This is a genomic window from Pectobacterium polonicum (assembly GCF_005497185.1).
In the GTDB taxonomy this organism is placed as follows: Bacteria; Pseudomonadota; Gammaproteobacteria; order Enterobacterales; family Enterobacteriaceae; genus Pectobacterium; species Pectobacterium polonicum.
Genome location: NZ_RJTN01000015.1, coordinates 25,014 through 41,871 on the forward strand (window position 1 = coordinate 25,014; position 16,858 = coordinate 41,871).

16 protein-coding genes are annotated in these 16,858 nt (G+C 54.2%); 13 read left to right on the forward strand and 3 right to left on the reverse strand.

Features of this window, described 5'->3' with window-relative positions:
* Positions 1-2: 2 nt before the first annotated feature.
* From priA to rraA, 7 genes are all read left to right on the forward strand, one after another.
* A complete protein-coding gene (gene priA, locus EDI29_RS14940) occupies positions 3-2,201 on the forward strand; it encodes a primosomal protein N' (RefSeq protein ID WP_137741520.1) in 2,199 nt (732 codons plus the stop codon).
* Positions 2,202-2,471: 270 nt separating this feature from the next.
* Positions 2,472-3,515, forward strand: a complete 1,044-nt coding sequence (cytR, locus tag EDI29_RS14945; RefSeq protein ID WP_137741521.1) for a DNA-binding transcriptional regulator CytR — start codon at positions 2,472-2,474, stop codon at positions 3,513-3,515.
* Positions 3,516-3,603: 88 nt separating this feature from the next.
* Positions 3,604-4,479, forward strand: a complete 876-nt coding sequence (ftsN, locus tag EDI29_RS14950) for a cell division protein FtsN (RefSeq protein WP_137741522.1) — start codon at positions 3,604-3,606, stop codon at positions 4,477-4,479.
* 83 nt (positions 4,480-4,562) lie between these two features.
* Positions 4,563-5,093, forward strand: coding sequence for an ATP-dependent protease subunit HslV (gene hslV / locus EDI29_RS14955; protein ID WP_005973334.1), 531 nt, complete (start codon positions 4,563-4,565; stop codon positions 5,091-5,093).
* A gap of 9 nt (positions 5,094-5,102) precedes the next feature.
* On the forward strand, positions 5,103-6,434 hold the full coding sequence (gene hslU / locus EDI29_RS14960; RefSeq protein ID WP_137741523.1) for an HslU--HslV peptidase ATPase subunit: 1,332 nt from the start codon (positions 5,103-5,105) through the stop codon (positions 6,432-6,434).
* A gap of 145 nt (positions 6,435-6,579) precedes the next feature.
* A complete protein-coding gene (locus EDI29_RS14965; RefSeq protein WP_137741524.1) occupies positions 6,580-7,497 on the forward strand; it encodes a 1,4-dihydroxy-2-naphthoate polyprenyltransferase in 918 nt (305 codons plus the stop codon).
* A 134-nt stretch (positions 7,498-7,631) separates the two neighbouring features.
* Complete coding sequence (gene rraA / locus EDI29_RS14970) at positions 7,632-8,117, forward strand: ribonuclease E activity regulator RraA (protein WP_039486799.1); 486 nt, start codon at positions 7,632-7,634, stop codon at positions 8,115-8,117.
* A gap of 119 nt (positions 8,118-8,236) precedes the next feature.
* Here the strand turns inward: rraA and zapB are convergent, their stop codons facing one another.
* On the reverse strand, positions 8,237-8,476 hold the full coding sequence (zapB, locus tag EDI29_RS14975) for a septal ring assembly protein ZapB (protein ID WP_005973326.1): 240 nt from the start codon (positions 8,474-8,476) through the stop codon (positions 8,237-8,239).
* Positions 8,477-9,004: 528 nt separating this feature from the next.
* Here zapB and EDI29_RS14980 point away from each other — a divergent pair.
* The 4 genes from EDI29_RS14980 (at position 9,005) to fpr (ending at position 13,408) form a co-directional block, all read left to right on the forward strand.
* Entirely contained in the window at positions 9,005-9,844 is an 840-nt protein-coding gene (locus EDI29_RS14980) for an MIP/aquaporin family protein (RefSeq protein WP_137741525.1), read from the forward strand.
* Between the two features lie 53 nt (positions 9,845-9,897).
* On the forward strand, positions 9,898-11,409 hold the full coding sequence (gene glpK, locus EDI29_RS14985) for a glycerol kinase GlpK (RefSeq protein ID WP_137741526.1): 1,512 nt from the start codon (positions 9,898-9,900) through the stop codon (positions 11,407-11,409).
* A gap of 125 nt (positions 11,410-11,534) precedes the next feature.
* Positions 11,535-12,545 carry a class II fructose-bisphosphatase gene (gene glpX, locus EDI29_RS14990; RefSeq protein WP_137741527.1) on the forward strand — a complete coding sequence of 337 codons (1,011 nt, stop codon included), beginning with the start codon at positions 11,535-11,537 and terminating at the stop codon, positions 12,543-12,545.
* Positions 12,546-12,661: 116 nt separating this feature from the next.
* Complete coding sequence (fpr, locus tag EDI29_RS14995; protein WP_137741528.1) at positions 12,662-13,408, forward strand: ferredoxin--NADP(+) reductase; 747 nt, start codon at positions 12,662-12,664, stop codon at positions 13,406-13,408.
* Between the two features lie 17 nt (positions 13,409-13,425).
* Here the strand turns inward: fpr and EDI29_RS15000 are convergent, their stop codons facing one another.
* Positions 13,426-13,848 carry a DUF805 domain-containing protein gene (locus tag EDI29_RS15000; protein WP_137741529.1) on the reverse strand — a complete coding sequence of 141 codons (423 nt, stop codon included), beginning with the start codon at positions 13,846-13,848 and terminating at the stop codon, positions 13,426-13,428.
* Positions 13,849-14,085: 237 nt separating this feature from the next.
* Between EDI29_RS15000 and EDI29_RS15005 the strand changes: the two genes are divergently transcribed.
* A complete protein-coding gene (locus tag EDI29_RS15005; RefSeq protein ID WP_137741530.1) occupies positions 14,086-14,685 on the forward strand; it encodes a YiiQ family protein in 600 nt (199 codons plus the stop codon).
* A gap of 165 nt (positions 14,686-14,850) precedes the next feature.
* A complete protein-coding gene (gene tpiA, locus EDI29_RS15010; protein WP_137741531.1) occupies positions 14,851-15,618 on the forward strand; it encodes a triose-phosphate isomerase in 768 nt (255 codons plus the stop codon).
* A gap of 119 nt (positions 15,619-15,737) precedes the next feature.
* On the opposite strand, the gene aguA is transcribed toward tpiA, so the two are convergent.
* Entirely contained in the window at positions 15,738-16,856 is a 1,119-nt protein-coding gene (aguA, locus tag EDI29_RS15015) for an agmatine deiminase (protein ID WP_137741532.1), read from the reverse strand.
* Positions 16,857-16,858: the final 2 nt, after the last annotated feature.

Sequence of the window (16,858 nt, forward strand, 5' to 3'; positions counted from 1 at the left end):
CTATGTCTGTCGCTCAGGTCGCTTTGCCCGTGCCACTGGCACGTACATTCGATTATTTGCTACCCGCAGGAGGCATCGCTCCGCAGGTCGGCGCACGCGTCAGCGTCTCCTTTGGTCACCGTAAAGCGATCGGCATTATTACCGCGCTGAGCGACACCAGCGAACTTCCGCTTGAGCAATTAAAACCCGTGCATGACGTGCTGGACGAACAGCCGCTGTTCCCGCCCAGCCTGTGGCGTATTTTGCTGTGGGCCGTCGAGTACTATCACTACCCGATTGGCGAAGTGCTGTTCCACGCGCTGCCGATACTACTGCGCCAGGGGAAACCCGCACACCGCGCGCCGCTCTGGCAGTGGTTTGCCACCGAACAGGGCCGAGCGACACCGCTCAGCACGCTCAAACGCGCCGCGAAACAGCAGCAGGCGCTGGCGGCTTTACTTCAATCGCCGCTTTATCGCCATCAGGTGAGCGAAATCGGGCTGACGGAGACAGCATTGCAGGCGCTGCGTAGCAAAGGGCTATGCGAATTACAGGCCGCAGAGCAAACGCTTCACGACTGGCGTCAAAGCTTTAGTTTGGCAACCGATCGCCTGCGCCTGAATACTGAACAGGCCACTGCTGTCGGCGCGATCCGCAGCGAAGATAACCACTTTGCCGCCTGGCTGCTCGCAGGCATCACCGGTTCGGGCAAAACCGAAGTCTATCTCAGCGTGCTGGAAAACGTACTGGCACAAGGCAAACAAGCTCTGGTATTAGTGCCGGAAATTGGCCTGACGCCGCAAACGATCGCCCGCTTTCGCGAACGATTTAACGCCCCGGTGGATGTGCTGCACTCGGCACTCAACGACAGCGAGCGCCTCGCCGTCTGGCTACGCGCCCGCAGCGGTGAAGCCGCGATCGTCATCGGAACGCGGTCAGCGTTATTTACTCCTTTTGCCCGTTTAGGGCTGATTGTGATCGATGAAGAACACGACAGTTCCTACAAACAGCAGGAAGGCTGGCGCTATCACGCCCGTGATTTGGCGGTCTTCCGCGCCAGAGAGGAAGATATTCCGATCGTGATGGGAACGGCGACGCCCGCGCTGGAAACGCTGTATAACGTCCAGATCGGCAAGTATCGACGCTTGAATCTGACCAAAAGAGCGGGCAACGCCGCACTAGCCAAACAACACGTTATCGATCTGAAAAGTTTGCCGCTGACGGCCGGGTTATCCCAGCCGCTGATTACCCGTATCCGCCACCATCTGACGAACGATAATCAGGTTATTTTGTTCCTTAATCGGCGCGGGTTCGCCCCCGTGGTGATGTGCCATGAGTGCGGTTGGATTGCCGAGTGCCAGCGCTGCGATCACTATTATACCTACCACCAGCACCAGAAGATGTTGCGCTGCCACCACTGCGACAGCCAGCGCCCGGTTCCACAGCAGTGCCCCGGCTGCGGCTCGACCAATATGGTGCCCGTCGGTCTGGGCACCGAGCAGTTGGAGCAAAGCCTTGCCCCGCTCTTTCCCGATGTCCCAATCACCCGCATCGATCGTGATACCACCAGCCGGAAAGGTGCGCTTGAGCAGCAGCTCTCGCAGGTCAGACAGGGAGGTGCACGCCTTCTTATCGGTACACAGATGTTAGCAAAAGGCCACCATTTCCCTGATGTAACGCTGGTCGCCTTGCTGGACGTTGACGGTTCACTGTTCTCCGCCGACTTCCGCGCGGCCGAACGTTTTGCCCAGCTTTATACTCAGGTAGCTGGACGTGCGGGACGTGCAGGTAAAGCAGGCGAAGTCGCGCTGCAAACGCATCACCCGGAACACCCGCTATTACAAACGCTGCTGCACCAAGGCTACGATGCCTTTGCCAGTCAAGCACTCACCGAACGAAAGAGTGTTTTTCTGCCGCCGTTTACCAGCCATATCCTCTTCCGCGCTGACGATCACGATAATCAGCAGGCCGCCTTATTTCTCCAGCAATTACGTAATTTACTGGAAGCCAGCCCGCTGCGGGATGAATCACTCTGGCTGCTGGGCCCGGTGCCCGCTTTACAGCCCAAACGTGCGGGGCGCTTCCGCTGGCAGCTCCTGCTACAGCACCCCTCCAGAGCGCTATTGCAGAAACTGGTCAGAACGTCGCTGACGCTAATCGGTACGCTGCCGCAGGCGCGTAAAGTGAAATGGGTGCTGGATGTCGACCCCACAGATGGTTAGCGTTTCCTGTTAAGCAATGTCAGGTTTCTTGCCACACATTTTTGCGATCGGCGTCGAGAACACGACATCCATCACATTTTCTGTGCAAATTAAGCAACAAAACCTGCGTTCAATCTGTTATCACTGTCTGCGCAGGCAGTATCCTGAGGCGCGGTACCCTTCCCTTAGTCTACGTGCCGAACAGCATTACCCGTAATCATAGAGCGTCAGCAGACAGGAACCTTCTGCTGGCAGTCAGCGCCAGTTAACGCTGACGCAAGGAGAAAAGCGTTGAAGCAGAAGAAAGGCGTCACCACGGCGACGATGAAAGACGTGGCGGATGAAGCGGGCGTTTCCACCGCCACCGTATCCCGAACGTTAATGAACCCAGAAAAAGTCTCTGCGACCACCCGTAGGAAGGTCGAGCAGGCTGTCATCGCCGTTGGCTATTCGCCTCACGCACTCAACCGAAACCTCAAGCGTAACGAATCGCGCACGATCCTGACGATCGTACCAGACATCTGCGATCCCTATTTCTCCGAAATATTTCGCGGGATCGAGGAAACGGCTGCCGAACACGGCTATCTGGTATTGATTGGCGACTGCGCGCACCAACATCAAAGGGAAAAAACCTTCGTCGATCTGATTATCACTAAACAGATCGACGGTATGGTGTTGCTCGGCTCTAACCTGCCGTTTGATGCCGGCCAGGAAGAGCAGCGTAATCTGCCACCGATGGTGATGGCGAATGAGTTCTCACCGGATCTGGCGCTGCCCACCGTGCATATCGATAACCTGACCGCCGCCTTTGAAGCCGTACATTATCTGTATCAGGCGGGTCACCAGCGCATCGCCTGCATTGCCGGCCCGGAGCATATGCATCTGAGTCAATATCGTTTGCAAGGGTACATTCAGGCTCTGCGTCGCAATGGCATTCTTATCGATAACCAATATATCTTTCGGGGCGATTTCACCTACGAAACGGGGATCAACGGTCTGATTGCGCTGATGCAACATCCTCAGCCGCCCAGCGCCATCTTCTGCCATAGCGACCTCATGGCGCTGGGCGTGCTGGCGCAGGCCAGAAAGATGGGGCTGGACATCCCGCGCGATCTCTCCATTATCGGTTTCGATGATATCGAACAGGCGCAATACAGTTGGCCGCCGCTGACTTCTGTCGCCCAGCCCCGTTATCAGATCGGACGCGAGGCAATGCTGCTACTCTTAGAGCAGTTGCAAGGTAACACGGTACAAAGCGGTTCGCGTCTGTTGTCCAGTGAGCTGGTCATACGCGACAGCGTCGCCGCCCCGAATTACGCCCGTAACAGGCTTTAAGACTTCAGGTGCTGGTCAAATATTTGAGGGTTCAGTAACATGACCCCCTAATTATATTCTTTATCTATCAATTCACAGCGAAACGACAGTGGCACAAAGAGACTACGTGAGCCGGGGACGTTCATCAGGAACGCGTCGGAAAACGACAAATAGCCGAAAAAAAGGCAACGCTTCAGGTGCATCCAAAACGATGGTCGCGCTTGCTGTTGCCGTTTTGGTCACCTTCGCGGGCGGTCTGTACTTTATCGCCCATAATAAACCCGAAGAGTCCCCCGTCCTTCCGCATCAGAACGTGGGCAAAGGTAACGGGCTGCCACCCAAGCCGGAAGAACGTTGGCGTTACATCAAAGAACTGGAAAATCGTCAGTTGGGCGTCACGGCACCAACGGAGCCTTCGGCTGGTGGAGAGATCCGTTCGCCGGTGCAGTTGACGGATGAACAGCGTCAGCTATTGGAACAGATGCAGTCTGATATGCGTCGCCAGCCAACACAGCTTTCCGAAGTGCCGTATAACGACCAGACGCAGGTTCCACGCTCGCAGGTGACCATTAAGCCACCGACGCAATCGATGCAGCCGCCGCCCGTCGTGACGACACAGCCTGCAACACGCGCACCAACGGTCACGCAAACGACGCCAGTGGTTCCAAGACAAGAAGCGCCAAGACAAGAGGCACCAAAGCAGGAAGCACCGAAGCAACAGCCGGTCAAACAGCCTGAAGCACCAAAAGTCGAAAAAACTCAACGCTGGGCGATTCAGTGTGGCTCCTTTAAAACCATGGACCCTGCCGAATCAGTGAGAGCACAACTGGCGTTTGCAGGTATCGAAAGCCGCATCACCTCTAACGGCGGCTGGAACCGTATTATGTTAGGGCCTTACAGCAACCGTGCTGCCGCAGACAGCATGCTCCAACGCCTTAAAGGCGCGGGCGCATCAAACTGTATTCCTCTTGCTAGCGGGGGTTGAAAACCCCCACGCGTTCCCCCATCTATAACATCAATGTGCCCCGCATCATGCGGGGATCTTTTTCTTCAAACGGGGACTGACTCGTGACAACAATTGTAAGCGTACGCCGCAATGGCCAAGTGGTCATTGGCGGTGATGGACAGGCGACTCTGGGCAATACCGTGATGAAAGGCAACGTGCGTAAAGTACGTCGTCTCTATCATGACCGCGTCATCGCGGGTTTTGCAGGTGGCACCGCGGATGCCTTCACCCTTTTTGAACTTTTTGAGCGCAAGCTGGAATTACATCAGGGCCATTTGGTGAAAGCCGCTGTCGAGCTGGCGAAAGACTGGCGTACCGACCGTATGCTACGCAAGCTGGAAGCCCTGTTAGCCGTCGCAGACGAAAATGCCTCACTGATCATTACCGGTAATGGCGATGTCGTACAGCCTGAAAACGATCTGATCGCCATTGGTTCCGGCGGTCCTTACGCACAAGCCGCCGCGCGCGCTTTACTGGAAAATACCGAACTGGGTGCGCGCGATATCGTCGAGAAATCTTTGGGGATTGCTGGCGACATCTGTATCTACACCAACCAGTTCCACACGATAGAAGAATTAGCCTCCAAGGCGTAAGGATCAACCATGTCTGAAATGACCCCGCGCGAGATAGTCAGCGAACTCGACAGCTATATTATCGGCCAGAATAAAGCCAAACGCGCTGTTTCCATCGCGCTGCGTAACCGCTGGCGCCGTATGCAGTTGGACGAAGCACTCCGCCATGAAGTGACGCCTAAAAATATTCTGATGATTGGCCCTACTGGCGTAGGTAAAACCGAAATCGCTCGCCGTCTGGCGAAGCTCGCCAATGCGCCGTTCATCAAAGTGGAAGCGACCAAATTTACCGAAGTCGGCTATGTCGGCAAAGAAGTGGATTCTATCATCCGCGATCTGACAGATTCCGCGATCAAAATGGTGCGCCATCAGTCCATCGAAAAAAATCGTTTTCGTGCGGAAGAAATGGCGGAAGACCGTATTCTGGACGTGCTGATTCCTCCAGCAAAAAACAACTGGGGGCAGTCAGAAAGCACGCCGGAGCCTTCCGCCGCACGTCAGGCATTCCGCAAGAAACTGCGTGAAGGCCAGTTGGACGACAAAGAGATCGAGATCGATCTGGCTGCCGCTCCCGTTGGCGTAGAGATCATGGCACCGCCGGGCATGGAAGAGATGACTAATCAGCTACAGTCCATGTTCCAGAATTTGGCAGGACAGAAGCAGAAAGCCCGTAAGGTCAAAATCAAAGATGCCTTCAAGCTGCTGATAGAAGAAGAGGCCGCCAAACTGGTGAACCCGGAAGAGCTGAAACAGCAGGCGATTGAAGCTGTTGAGCAGCACGGCATCGTGTTCATCGACGAGATCGACAAAATCTGTAAGCGTGGCGAAAGCTCCGGCCCGGATGTTTCTCGTGAAGGCGTTCAGCGCGACCTGCTGCCGCTGGTTGAAGGCTGCACCGTATCGACCAAGCACGGTATGGTCAAAACCGACCATATTCTGTTTATCGCATCCGGTGCGTTCCAGGTTGCCAGCCCGTCCGATCTGATTCCTGAATTACAAGGACGTCTTCCGATTCGCGTGGAATTGCAGGCGCTGACGACGGAAGATTTCGAGCGCATCCTGACAGAACCAAGCGCCTCGCTGACTGAACAGTATAAAGCGCTGATGGCAACAGAAGGCGTGGATATTTCATTCACCGCCGATGGTATCCGCCGCATTGCCGAAGCGGCCTGGCAGGTAAACGAAAGCACCGAGAATATCGGTGCGCGCCGTTTACATACCGTGATGGAGCGTCTGATCGAAGATGTTTCTTATGACGCCAGCGAAATGCACGGCCAAAGCGTTACCATTGACGCAGATTACGTACGTAATCATCTGGATGAATTAGTAGCAGATGAAGATCTGAGTCGATTTATCTTATAATCCGTTTTCGCGGATCGCACGATTAACGATAAAGTGGGAGGCGTTGGCCTCCCACTTTTGTTTCTGACGCCGCCATCACTGACTTTTTTTGTTTATAAACGGATGATTCACGCAATTGAATCGTCAATAAAAATTGAAGCACACCATGACCTTATCGACCCATAGCAGCAAAACCAAAGCCTGGCTGGATAGTCTGCGTCCAAAAACGTTGCCATTAGCTTTTGCATCCATCGTCACCGGCTCGGCGATTGCGAGTTGGCATAGCAGCTTTAAACCGGGCGTAGCATTACTGGCGTTGTTGACCGCCGGACTGCTGCAAATTCTCTCCAATCTGGCGAACGACTATGGGGATGCGGTAAAAGGTAGCGATACCGAGGAACGTATCGGGCCGTTGCGAGGTATCCAAACCGGTGCTATTACGCTGTCACAGCTACGCAATGCGCTCATCGTGACCGTGGCGCTCACCATCGTTTCCGGCGTGAGTCTGGTGATTCTGGCGTGTGAAAAGCCAGCGGATATCTTTGGCTTCCTGATTCTGGGGCTGCTAGCGATTTTTGCCGCGATCACCTATACCGTCGGCAACAAACCTTATGGCTATATCGGGCTTGGCGATATCTCGGTGCTGATCTTTTTCGGCTGGCTCAGCGTCGCGGGGTCGTATTATCTGCAAACCGGGCATTTCGACAGCGTCGTGATGCTGCCTGCAACGGCCTGTGGCCTGCTGGCAACCGCAGTACTGAATATCAACAATTTGCGCGATATCGACAACGATCGTCTTAGCGGAAAAAACACGCTGGCGGTGCGTCTTGGGGCGGAAAAAGCGCGCTTCTACCACACGATGCTTCTGTTGCTGGCTCCGGTTTGCCTCGGTCTGTTTGCCACATTTTATCTGCACAGTCTGGCGGGCTGGCTGTTTATTCTGGCACTCCCGCTGCTGATTAAACAGGCGCTCTATGTGCTGCGTGAAACCAGCGCATTCAGTATGCGTCCGATGCTGGAAAAAACAGTGAAAGGCGCGCTGCTGACCAATATTCTGTTCGCCGTGGGTGTGATACTGAGTTAGTGCGGGTAAAGTTAGTGCGGGCAAAAAACGATGTGCATTTACTGATGCGCATCAAGTTAACATTTGATGATTTTGCCAACAGCCGCCAGAAAGGGATATACTCATGATCCCGGCGGCAACCTGACGTTAATCCTATGAAATACGATACTTCCGAGCTGTGCGATATCTACCACGAAGAGGTGAATGTTGTTGAGCCTCTGTTCTCCAACTTTGGCGGGCGTACCTCATTTGGTGGCAAAATCACCACGGTGAAATGTTTCGAGGATAACGGTCTGCTTTTCGATCTCCTTGAAGAAAACGGCCTCGGGCGCGTACTTCTGATCGATGGTGGGGGCTCAGTGCGCCGCGCGTTGATCAACGCGGAAATCGCCCGGTTGGCGACACAAAACGAGTGGGAAGGCATTGTCGTTTATGGCGCGGTGCGTCAGGTTGACGATTTAGCGGAACTGGATATCGGTATTCAGGCGATGGCGGCCATTCCGGTTGGTGCAGGTAGCGAAGGCATTGGCGAAAGTGATATCCGCGTCAACTTCGGCGGCGTAACCTTCTTCTCCGGTGACCATCTGTATGCCGATAATACCGGTATTATTTTGGCGGAAGACCCGCTGGATATTGAATAATATCGTTGAGTTGGTCGCATTTTTATTGCGGCAACCTCACCACAAAAAAGGGCGATACACGCCCTTTTTTATTTGGCTCAATCGATAAGCCGTTCCTTCGCCTGAGCCAGCAAGTCCGATTAGACTTCTTCCATTTTGCCTAACAGCGCGCGCAGGCGCTCTTGCCATACCACTTGTTCTTCTTTCAACTGCTCGTTCTCGCGCACCAGCGCTTCACGTGAACCCGCTGCCGCCTGAACATCCTGGGACAGTGTGTTGTTCTGTTCTTTCAGCTCTTCAATTTCCATTTGCAACAGCGTGATGGTATCAATCGCCTGCTGAACTTTCGCTTCCAGCTTTTCAAACACTTCAAATGACATTCTTCAAACCCCTTTTAATCGCAACAAGGCAAAGATCGGTTAACGCTGGCTTTCGGACTCTGTAACCAACACTCACGGTGTCGCGTCATCCGCCCACAAACATAATCCTGACCGCGGGACGGCTGGCAAGACAGACCATAGCGAAATTGTATGTAGCCAATGGCGCCCTGTCTAGCGTACATCCCCCACTACACGAGTGTCGCAGCTTTTCTTACTTAACACTATCAGTACAAACTGAAAAACGGGCAGCTCAAACTAAAAACTACCCCATTCGCTTCTCCGTTACTCCTAATGTGTTAATAAATTTAACCTGAACGTTACTATTAACCGTGGACGAAAAACCACTGCGAGTCATTTTATAAGCGAATACGCTCATTTTTTTGACACGCAACACACATTTCAATTTCGATATTTCTCGTTTTCGAGCATTAACGATAAATTCACATCATAAATACATTTAAAACAGGGGATGCCACCAACGGTATCCTTAGACCTACCACTCTGTACGTTACCCAGCAGGAAAAAAATATGAGCCAAGCAGAACGTTCAACGCTAAAAGGCCAGTGCATCGCCGAATTTCTCGGCACTGGCCTGCTGATTTTCTTCGGTGTCGGCTGCGTCGCCGCGTTAAAACTGGCGGGAGCCAGCTTCGGACAGTGGGAGATCAGCATCATTTGGGGTCTGGGGGTTGCGATGGCAATCTACCTGACCGCCGCTATTTCCGGCGCTCACCTCAACCCGGCCGTCACTATCGCCTTGTGGCTGTTTGCCTGCTTCGATGGACGCAAGGTTGTGCCTTACATTGTGGCGCAGATTGCGGGCGCATTTTGTGCCGCCGCACTGGTCTACGGTCTGTATTACAACCTGTTTGTGGATTTTGAACAAACTAACAATATGGTACGTGGCAGCACAGAAAGCCTGAATTTAGCGGGCATTTTCTCGACGTACCCGAACCCGCACATTTCCGTGATGCAGGCGCTGCTGGTTGAAACCGTCATCACCGCGATTCTGATGTGCCTGATTCTAGCGCTAACCGACGATGGTAACGGCATCCCACGTGGACCGCTCGCTCCTCTGCTGATCGGTATTCTGATTGCCGTCATCGGTGCGTCTATGGGGCCACTGACCGGCTTTGCCCTCAATCCGGCGCGTGACTTTGGTCCTAAACTGTTCGCGTTCCTGGCGGGCTGGGGCAATGTCGCCTTCACTGGCGCACGCGAAATCCCTTACTTCCTGGTTCCTATCTTTGGCCCCATCATCGGTGCCTGTCTGGGTGCCTTCGGTTATCGCGCACTGATTGGCCGTAATCTGCCATGCGATGTGTGCGAACCCGAGGCAGAAGCTACCACGCGTCGTGAAAGCCGTTAAACTTAACGCCACGACCATCCTATTTCACGGTAAATCATTACAGGATTGGATTTATGAACCCGGAAAAAAAATACATTGTTGCTATCGATCAGGGCACAACCAGCTCCCGCGCTGTCGTACTGGATCACGACGCCAATATCATTAGCGTGTCACAGCGTGAATTCACCCAGATCTATCCAAAAGCCGGCTGGGTAGAGCACGACCCAATGGAAATTTGGGCGACACAAAGTTCGACGCTGGTCGAAGTGTTGGCTAAGGCCGATATCAGCGCAGATGAAGTCGCGGGTATTGGTATCACCAACCAGCGTGAGACCACCGTCGTATGGGAAAAAGAGAGCGGAAAACCGATTTATAACGCTATCGTCTGGCAGTGTCGCCGTACTGCTGAAATTTGCGAGAAGCTGAAAAAAGACGGTATGGAAGAGTATGTTCGCAACACCACAGGGTTGGTGGTCGATCCCTACTTCTCTGGCACCAAGGTTAAATGGATTCTGGATCACGTTGAAGGCTCCCGTGAACGTGCCAAACGTGGTGAATTGCTGTTTGGTACGATTGATACCTGGCTGATTTGGAAAATGACGCAAGGGCGCGTTCATGTGACGGATTACACCAACGCCTCCCGCACCATGCTGTTTAACATTCATACGCTGGAGTGGGATGCCCCCATGCTGGAAGCGCTGGATATTCCGCGCGAAATGCTGCCGGAAGTGCGCGCGTCTTCAGAAGTCTACGGCCAGACTAACATTGGCGGTAAAGGCGGTACGCGTATTCCTATCGCCGGTATCGCAGGTGACCAGCAGGCGGCGCTATACGGCCAGCTTTGCGTCAATCCTGGGCAGGCGAAAAATACCTACGGCACTGGCTGTTTCTTGCTGATGAATACGGGTAAGGAAGCCGTGCAGTCCAAACATGGTTTGCTGACCACCATCGCCTGCGGCCCGCGTGGCGAAGTGAACTACGCGCTGGAAGGTTCTGTGTTTGTTGGCGGTGCCTCTATCCAATGGCTGCGTGACGAGCTGAAACTGATCGGCGACTCCATGGATTCCGAGTACTTCGCAACGAAAGTGAAGGACACCAACGGCGTCTATGTCGTACCGGCCTTCACCGGTTTGGGTGCCCCTTATTGGGACCCGTATGCCCGTGGCGCGATCTTCGGCCTGACCCGTGGCGTGAATGCTAACCACATCATCCGCGCAACGCTGGAATCCATCGCCTTCCAAACCCGTGACGTGCTGGATGCGATGCAGGCAGATGCAGGTACGCGTCTGAAATCACTGCGTGTTGACGGTGGTGCCGTCGCCAACAACTTCCTGATGCAGTTCCAATCCGATATCCTCGGCACGCTCGTGGAACGTCCAGAAGTGCGTGAATCCACCGCGCTGGGTGCCGCTTTCCTGGCTGGCCTTGCCACTGGCTTCTGGAACGATCTGGATGAAGTGAAGAGCAAAGCGACTATTGAGCGTGAATTCCGCCCTAGCATCGAAACGGTGGAGCGTAACGTGCGCTACAGCGGCTGGCAGAAAGCCGTTGCCCGCGCCCGTAACTGGGAAGAGCACGACGCCTAACTCGCCACATCGGGCGCGCCTGTCGCGCCCGTTTTTTCCACATCGCTTAACCGCCGTCCTTCCCCGTTGTGATAAAATCCCCGCCCACATCTCTTCTTTTCCCGATCGACAACAGACAGGTATTTATGAAACGTGAATTAGCCATTGAGTTCTCACGCGTCACCGAAGCAGCCGCGCTGGCAGGCTATAAGTGGCTAGGTCGTGGCGACAAGAATGCCGCCGACAATGCCGCCGTACAGGCGATGCGCATCATGCTGAATCAGGTCAATATCAACGGTCAGATTGTCATCGGCGAAGGGGAAATCGACGAAGCGCCCATGCTGTTCATCGGTGAGCAGGTCGGCACGGGCAAGGGCGATGCCGTAGACATCGCCGTCGATCCGATTGAAGGCACGCGGATGACGGCAATGGGTCAGGCGAATGCGCTCGCTGTGCTAGCCGTCGGCGAAAAAGGGGCGTTTCTGCACGCGCCAGACATGTACATGGAAAAGCTGATCGTCGGGCCCGACGCGAAAGGGTCGATTGACCTCAACCTGTCGCTGGCGGACAACCTGCGCAATATCGCGCTGAAGTTAGGTAAACCGCTCAGCCAGTTAACCGTCACTACGCTGGCTAAACCACGCCATGATGCCTGCATCGCGGAAATGCAGCAGTTGGGCGTGAAAGTGTTCGCGATTCCAGACGGCGACGTAGCGGCATCCATCCTTACTTGCATGCCAGACAGCGAAGTTGACGTGTTGTACGGCATCGGCGGTGCGCCAGAAGGCGTGATCTCGGCAGCGGTTATCCGTGCGCTCGATGGCGACATGCAAGGGCGTTTGCTGGCTCGTCATGAGGTCAAAGGCGATAGCGTTGAAAACCGCCGCATCGGTGAAGACGAGCTGGCACGCTGCCGGCAAATGGGCATCGAGGCGGGTGGTGTCCTCAAACTCGACGACATGGCACGCAACGACAACGTGATTTTCTCCGCAACGGGCATCACCAAAGGTGATTTGCTGGATGGGATCGCGCGTAAAGGCAATATGGCCACCACGGAAACGCTGCTGATCCGCGGCAAATCCCGCACGATCCGCCGGATTAAATCAACGCACTACCTGGATCGTAAGGATCGTACGCTGCACGAATTCCTGCTGTAGCAGGCCACTGTCGGCTGACTGATTGTTTCACAGTTGTTAATAAATAGCGTATCGTAGATGCACGACTTACATGCAAAAATAGCGGCGTCTAATGCAAGCAACAGGAGCAGAAAAATATGGCTGAATGGGTGACAGGCAAGGTAGTTCAGGTGGAAAACTGGACAGAAAGTCTGTTTAGCATTCGGGTTCATGCACCCGTCGATTCATTCACTGCCGGGCAATATGGCAAGTTGGCGCTGGAGATTGAGGGTGAAAAAGTGCAGCGCGCATATTCCTACGTGAACGCGCCCAGCGATCCTACGCTTGAGTTCTATCTGGTGACGGTGCCGGAAGGCAAACTGAGTCCTCATTTACATGCCATGCAACCCGGTTCGGAAGTCATGATCGTCAAAGAGGCCGCTGGCTTTTTCGTGCTGGAAGAGATTCCTGATTGTGAAACGCTGTGGATGCTGGCAACAGGCACGGGCATTGGCCCTTACCTGTCCATTCTTCAGGAAGGCAAGGGGCTGGAACGTTTTAAGAACATCGTGCTGGTTCACGCCGCCCGGTTCTCACGCGATCTGAGCTATTTGCCGCTGATGCAGCAATTACAGCAGCGCTACCCTGGTAAGCTGCATATTCAAACGGTGGTTAGCCGGGAAGAGGAAGCAGGTTCGCTGACAGGACGTATTCCTACGTTGATCAGCAACGGCACGCTGGAAGCCGCAGTAGGCTTGCCGATGGATACCGCTACCAGCCATGTCATGCTATGCGGTAACCCGCAGATGGTGCGTGATACTCAGTTGTTGCTGAAAGAAGAGCGGAACATGACCAAACACCTGCGCCGCAGACCCGGTCATATGACTGCCGAAAACTATTGGTAAACAGCCAGTTGTTCTAATTAGCGGCGGAAGCGAAATGGCTCCGCCGCTGCTCCAAAGCGGTTTTCCCCTTTTGTCCCCAGAAAAACGCCGCAGTCGAGCAGCGTCATCACGACAATCAGGATCGGCAAGAAGCGGCCAATGCCCCACTGCCAGATGGACGAAAACATCGTCCAATTCCCAGAGGCCAACATCCACGCCACCACTAACAACAGCGCCCACCAGCCGCTCTTATTACGGTCATGCAGCCGTTTCACCATCATCGCCGCCGTCGGCCACAGCAATACCACCAAACCAAACGCCGTCGATTGCGTATCCAGCCAGCTTTGACCGGATAGCGTAAACAGCACCGCCATCAGCGCGACCCAAATCGCCATCCAAAGCCAGAAATCACGACGACCGACTCGGCCTTTAAACGAGAAGCACCATTGCTGTAATGTCATTAACGATAACGCCCTGAATTGTCAGCCTGTCTGGCCGAATTAATCTGTATTTTATTGTGGCTGATTTTACCTCAACCCGAGTATTTGCCTGCAATCTTTACGCGATTTTTGTCAGCCGCGTGCGATTTCTCACAACGACGTACTATTTTTGACAACGACGTACAAATGCCGCTTTAATCAAACGTATTCTGCCGTTATCGGCCTGGACATCTTCTGAAGTGGCTGACCCGAATCCCTATGACACGAAAACGCATCGCTTCACTATTGGTTTTATCATCGCTGGTGCTGTACCAGGCTCACGCGGGAGCCGATCCGACGTTTCCGCCCAAAACCTCAGCCAATGCGCCGTATCTGCTAGCTGGTGCCCCCACCTTCGATCAAACCATCACACAATTCCGTTCTCGCTACAACCTGAGCAACCCAACGTTGCCGATCGGCGAATTTCGGGTGGTCGATACCGGCAATATCACCAGCATGTTGACGCGGGCTGCCAGCCGGATCAACGACTACCTCTATGCTTCAACCGCGCTGGAGAAAGGCACGGGGAAAATCAAAACGCTGCAAATCACCTTGCTACCGCAGCCACAGAGCGAACAAGCAACGACGGTGCGCCGTAAACAGGCCATCGACTATATGGCTGCGCTGGCACGCACGTTCGCCCCTTCACTGACGGAAGAACAAAGTATGAAAAAGGTCACCGAGTTGCTGGAAAAGGGCAAAGGACAGCGCTTTTATCAGCAAACGGAGGGAGCCTTGCGTTATGTGGTTGCAGATGACGGCGAAAAAGGGCTAACTTTTGCTGTTGAACCGATTAAGCTAACGCTATCTGAACCGTGATCAACACGGTAATTCATGACGAAAAACAGAGCCACGGTCACATTTCGTCTCTATACTGTGGACAAGTTATATTGCCTGACGGCAGTAAAATTTATGCATCGGTTCATTAATACATTGATTTATTAACATATTGATTCATTCGCGATTCCGGCTGGAGGAAAAAAGATGCGACATCCATTAGTTATGGGTAACTGGAAGCTGAACGGCAGCACAAACATGGTCAACGAACTGATCGCGGGCCTGCGTAAAGAGCTCAGCGCCGTTGACGGTTGTGGCGTAGCCATTGCACCCCCTGCTATCTACCTCGATCAAGCTAATCACCAACTGGCCGGCAGCCGCATTGCTCTGGGCGCACAGAACGTTGACGTGAACCTTTCTGGCGCTTTCACAGGTGAAACCTCTGCTGAAATGCTGAAAGACATCGGTGCGAAATACATCATCATCGGCCACTCTGAGCGCCGCACCTACCACAAAGAAAGCGATGAATTCATTGCCAAGAAATTTGGCGTGCTGAAAGACGCAGGCCTGATTCCAGTGCTGTGCATTGGCGAAACTGAAGCAGAAAACGAAGCAGGCCAGACGGAAGCCGTCTGTGCGCGTCAACTGGACGCCGTGTTGAATACACTGGGTGCGAAAGCGTTTGAAAACACCGTGGTGGCCTACGAGCCAGTATGGGCTATCGGTACGGGCAAATCTGCCACCCCAGCACAGGCTCAGGCCGTTCACAAATTCATCCGTGACCACATCGCCAAGCAAGATGCTGCCGTTGCCGAACAAGTGATCATCCAGTACGGCGGTTCAGTGAATGCGGCGAATGCGGCAGAGCTGTTCACCCAGCCGGACATCGACGGCGCGCTGGTTGGCGGTGCATCACTGAAAGCTGACGCCTTTGCGGTCATCGTGAAAGCCGCAGCCGGCGCTAAACGCGGCTAAGCGTTTATCGAAAACGGACGGACAACGGTTCGTCTAATCAAAAAGCCGGTTCACGCTGTCGCGCCAACCGGCTTTTTTATGACGAACAGGGCACTCTTTACTCTTCTTTCAACCTTGCGTTAACAGTTCAGTACGAACTCCACAGTAGGGATTTGCTGCGTAATGCAGTGAATATTTCCCCCACCCAGCAGGATTTCCCGCGCAGGCACGCCGCTAATTACGTAGCCAGGGAACATCTGTTGCAGCAGATCGCGTGCAACGTCATCCGTCTTCTCATCCAGCAGTGGGAAAACGATCTGCTGATTGCTGATCAGGAAATTCACGTAAGACCCCGCCAGACGAGAACCGGCAAGACGCTCAATCGCATCACCGCTGTCCACGCCCTGTGCTTCCTCGATAGTCGCATAGAGCGGGCCGGGAGCAGGCAATTTCCAGATTTTCAACTCACGCCCTTGTGCATCCCGTGCTGACGATAGAACCTCATAGGCTGCAACGGAGCGTGCATACTGCGGATCGTTTTCATCATCCGTCCAGTGCAGCGCGACTTCACCGGGACGCACGAAACAGCACATGTTATCGATATGCCCGTCAGTTTCGTCGTTGTACACGCCCTCTTCCAGCCAGATAATCGTCGAGATGCTGAGGTAATCACGCATCAGCTGTTCGATTTCCGCCTTGCTCAGGTGCGGGTTGCGGTTCGGATTGAGTAAGCATTCTGCCGTGGTCAACAGCGTGCCTTCACCATCGACATGGATCGAGCCACCTTCCAGAATCAGCGGAGCGGCATAGCGTGCCGCCTGATGATAGTCCAGCACCTGTGCAGCGACTTTCTCATCCTGACGCCAGTCTTCATACAGGCCGCCCAACTCACCGCCCCACGCGTTGAACTGCCAGTCGATACCCCGACGTTCACCCGCCGGATTCAGCACGATGGTTGGACCGGTATCACGCATCCAGGCATCATCGCTTTCCATTTCCACCAGCGTAACGTTCACCGGCATCACTTTTTGCGCATCCGCCATGTAGCGTGCAGGCACGCCCATAATAACGGGCGTGTTTTGGGCGATGGCTTCCGCCACGCGCGCGAAGGTTTTCTGCGCCGGAACGCCCTGCTCGCGCCAGTTGTCGGTACGATACGGCCAAATCATCCACACGGCATCATGCTGTGCCCATTCGGCGGGCATCGCAAAGCCATCCTGCTGCGGCGTGGTGAGAGGGGGAGTCGCTAACTGTGACATCA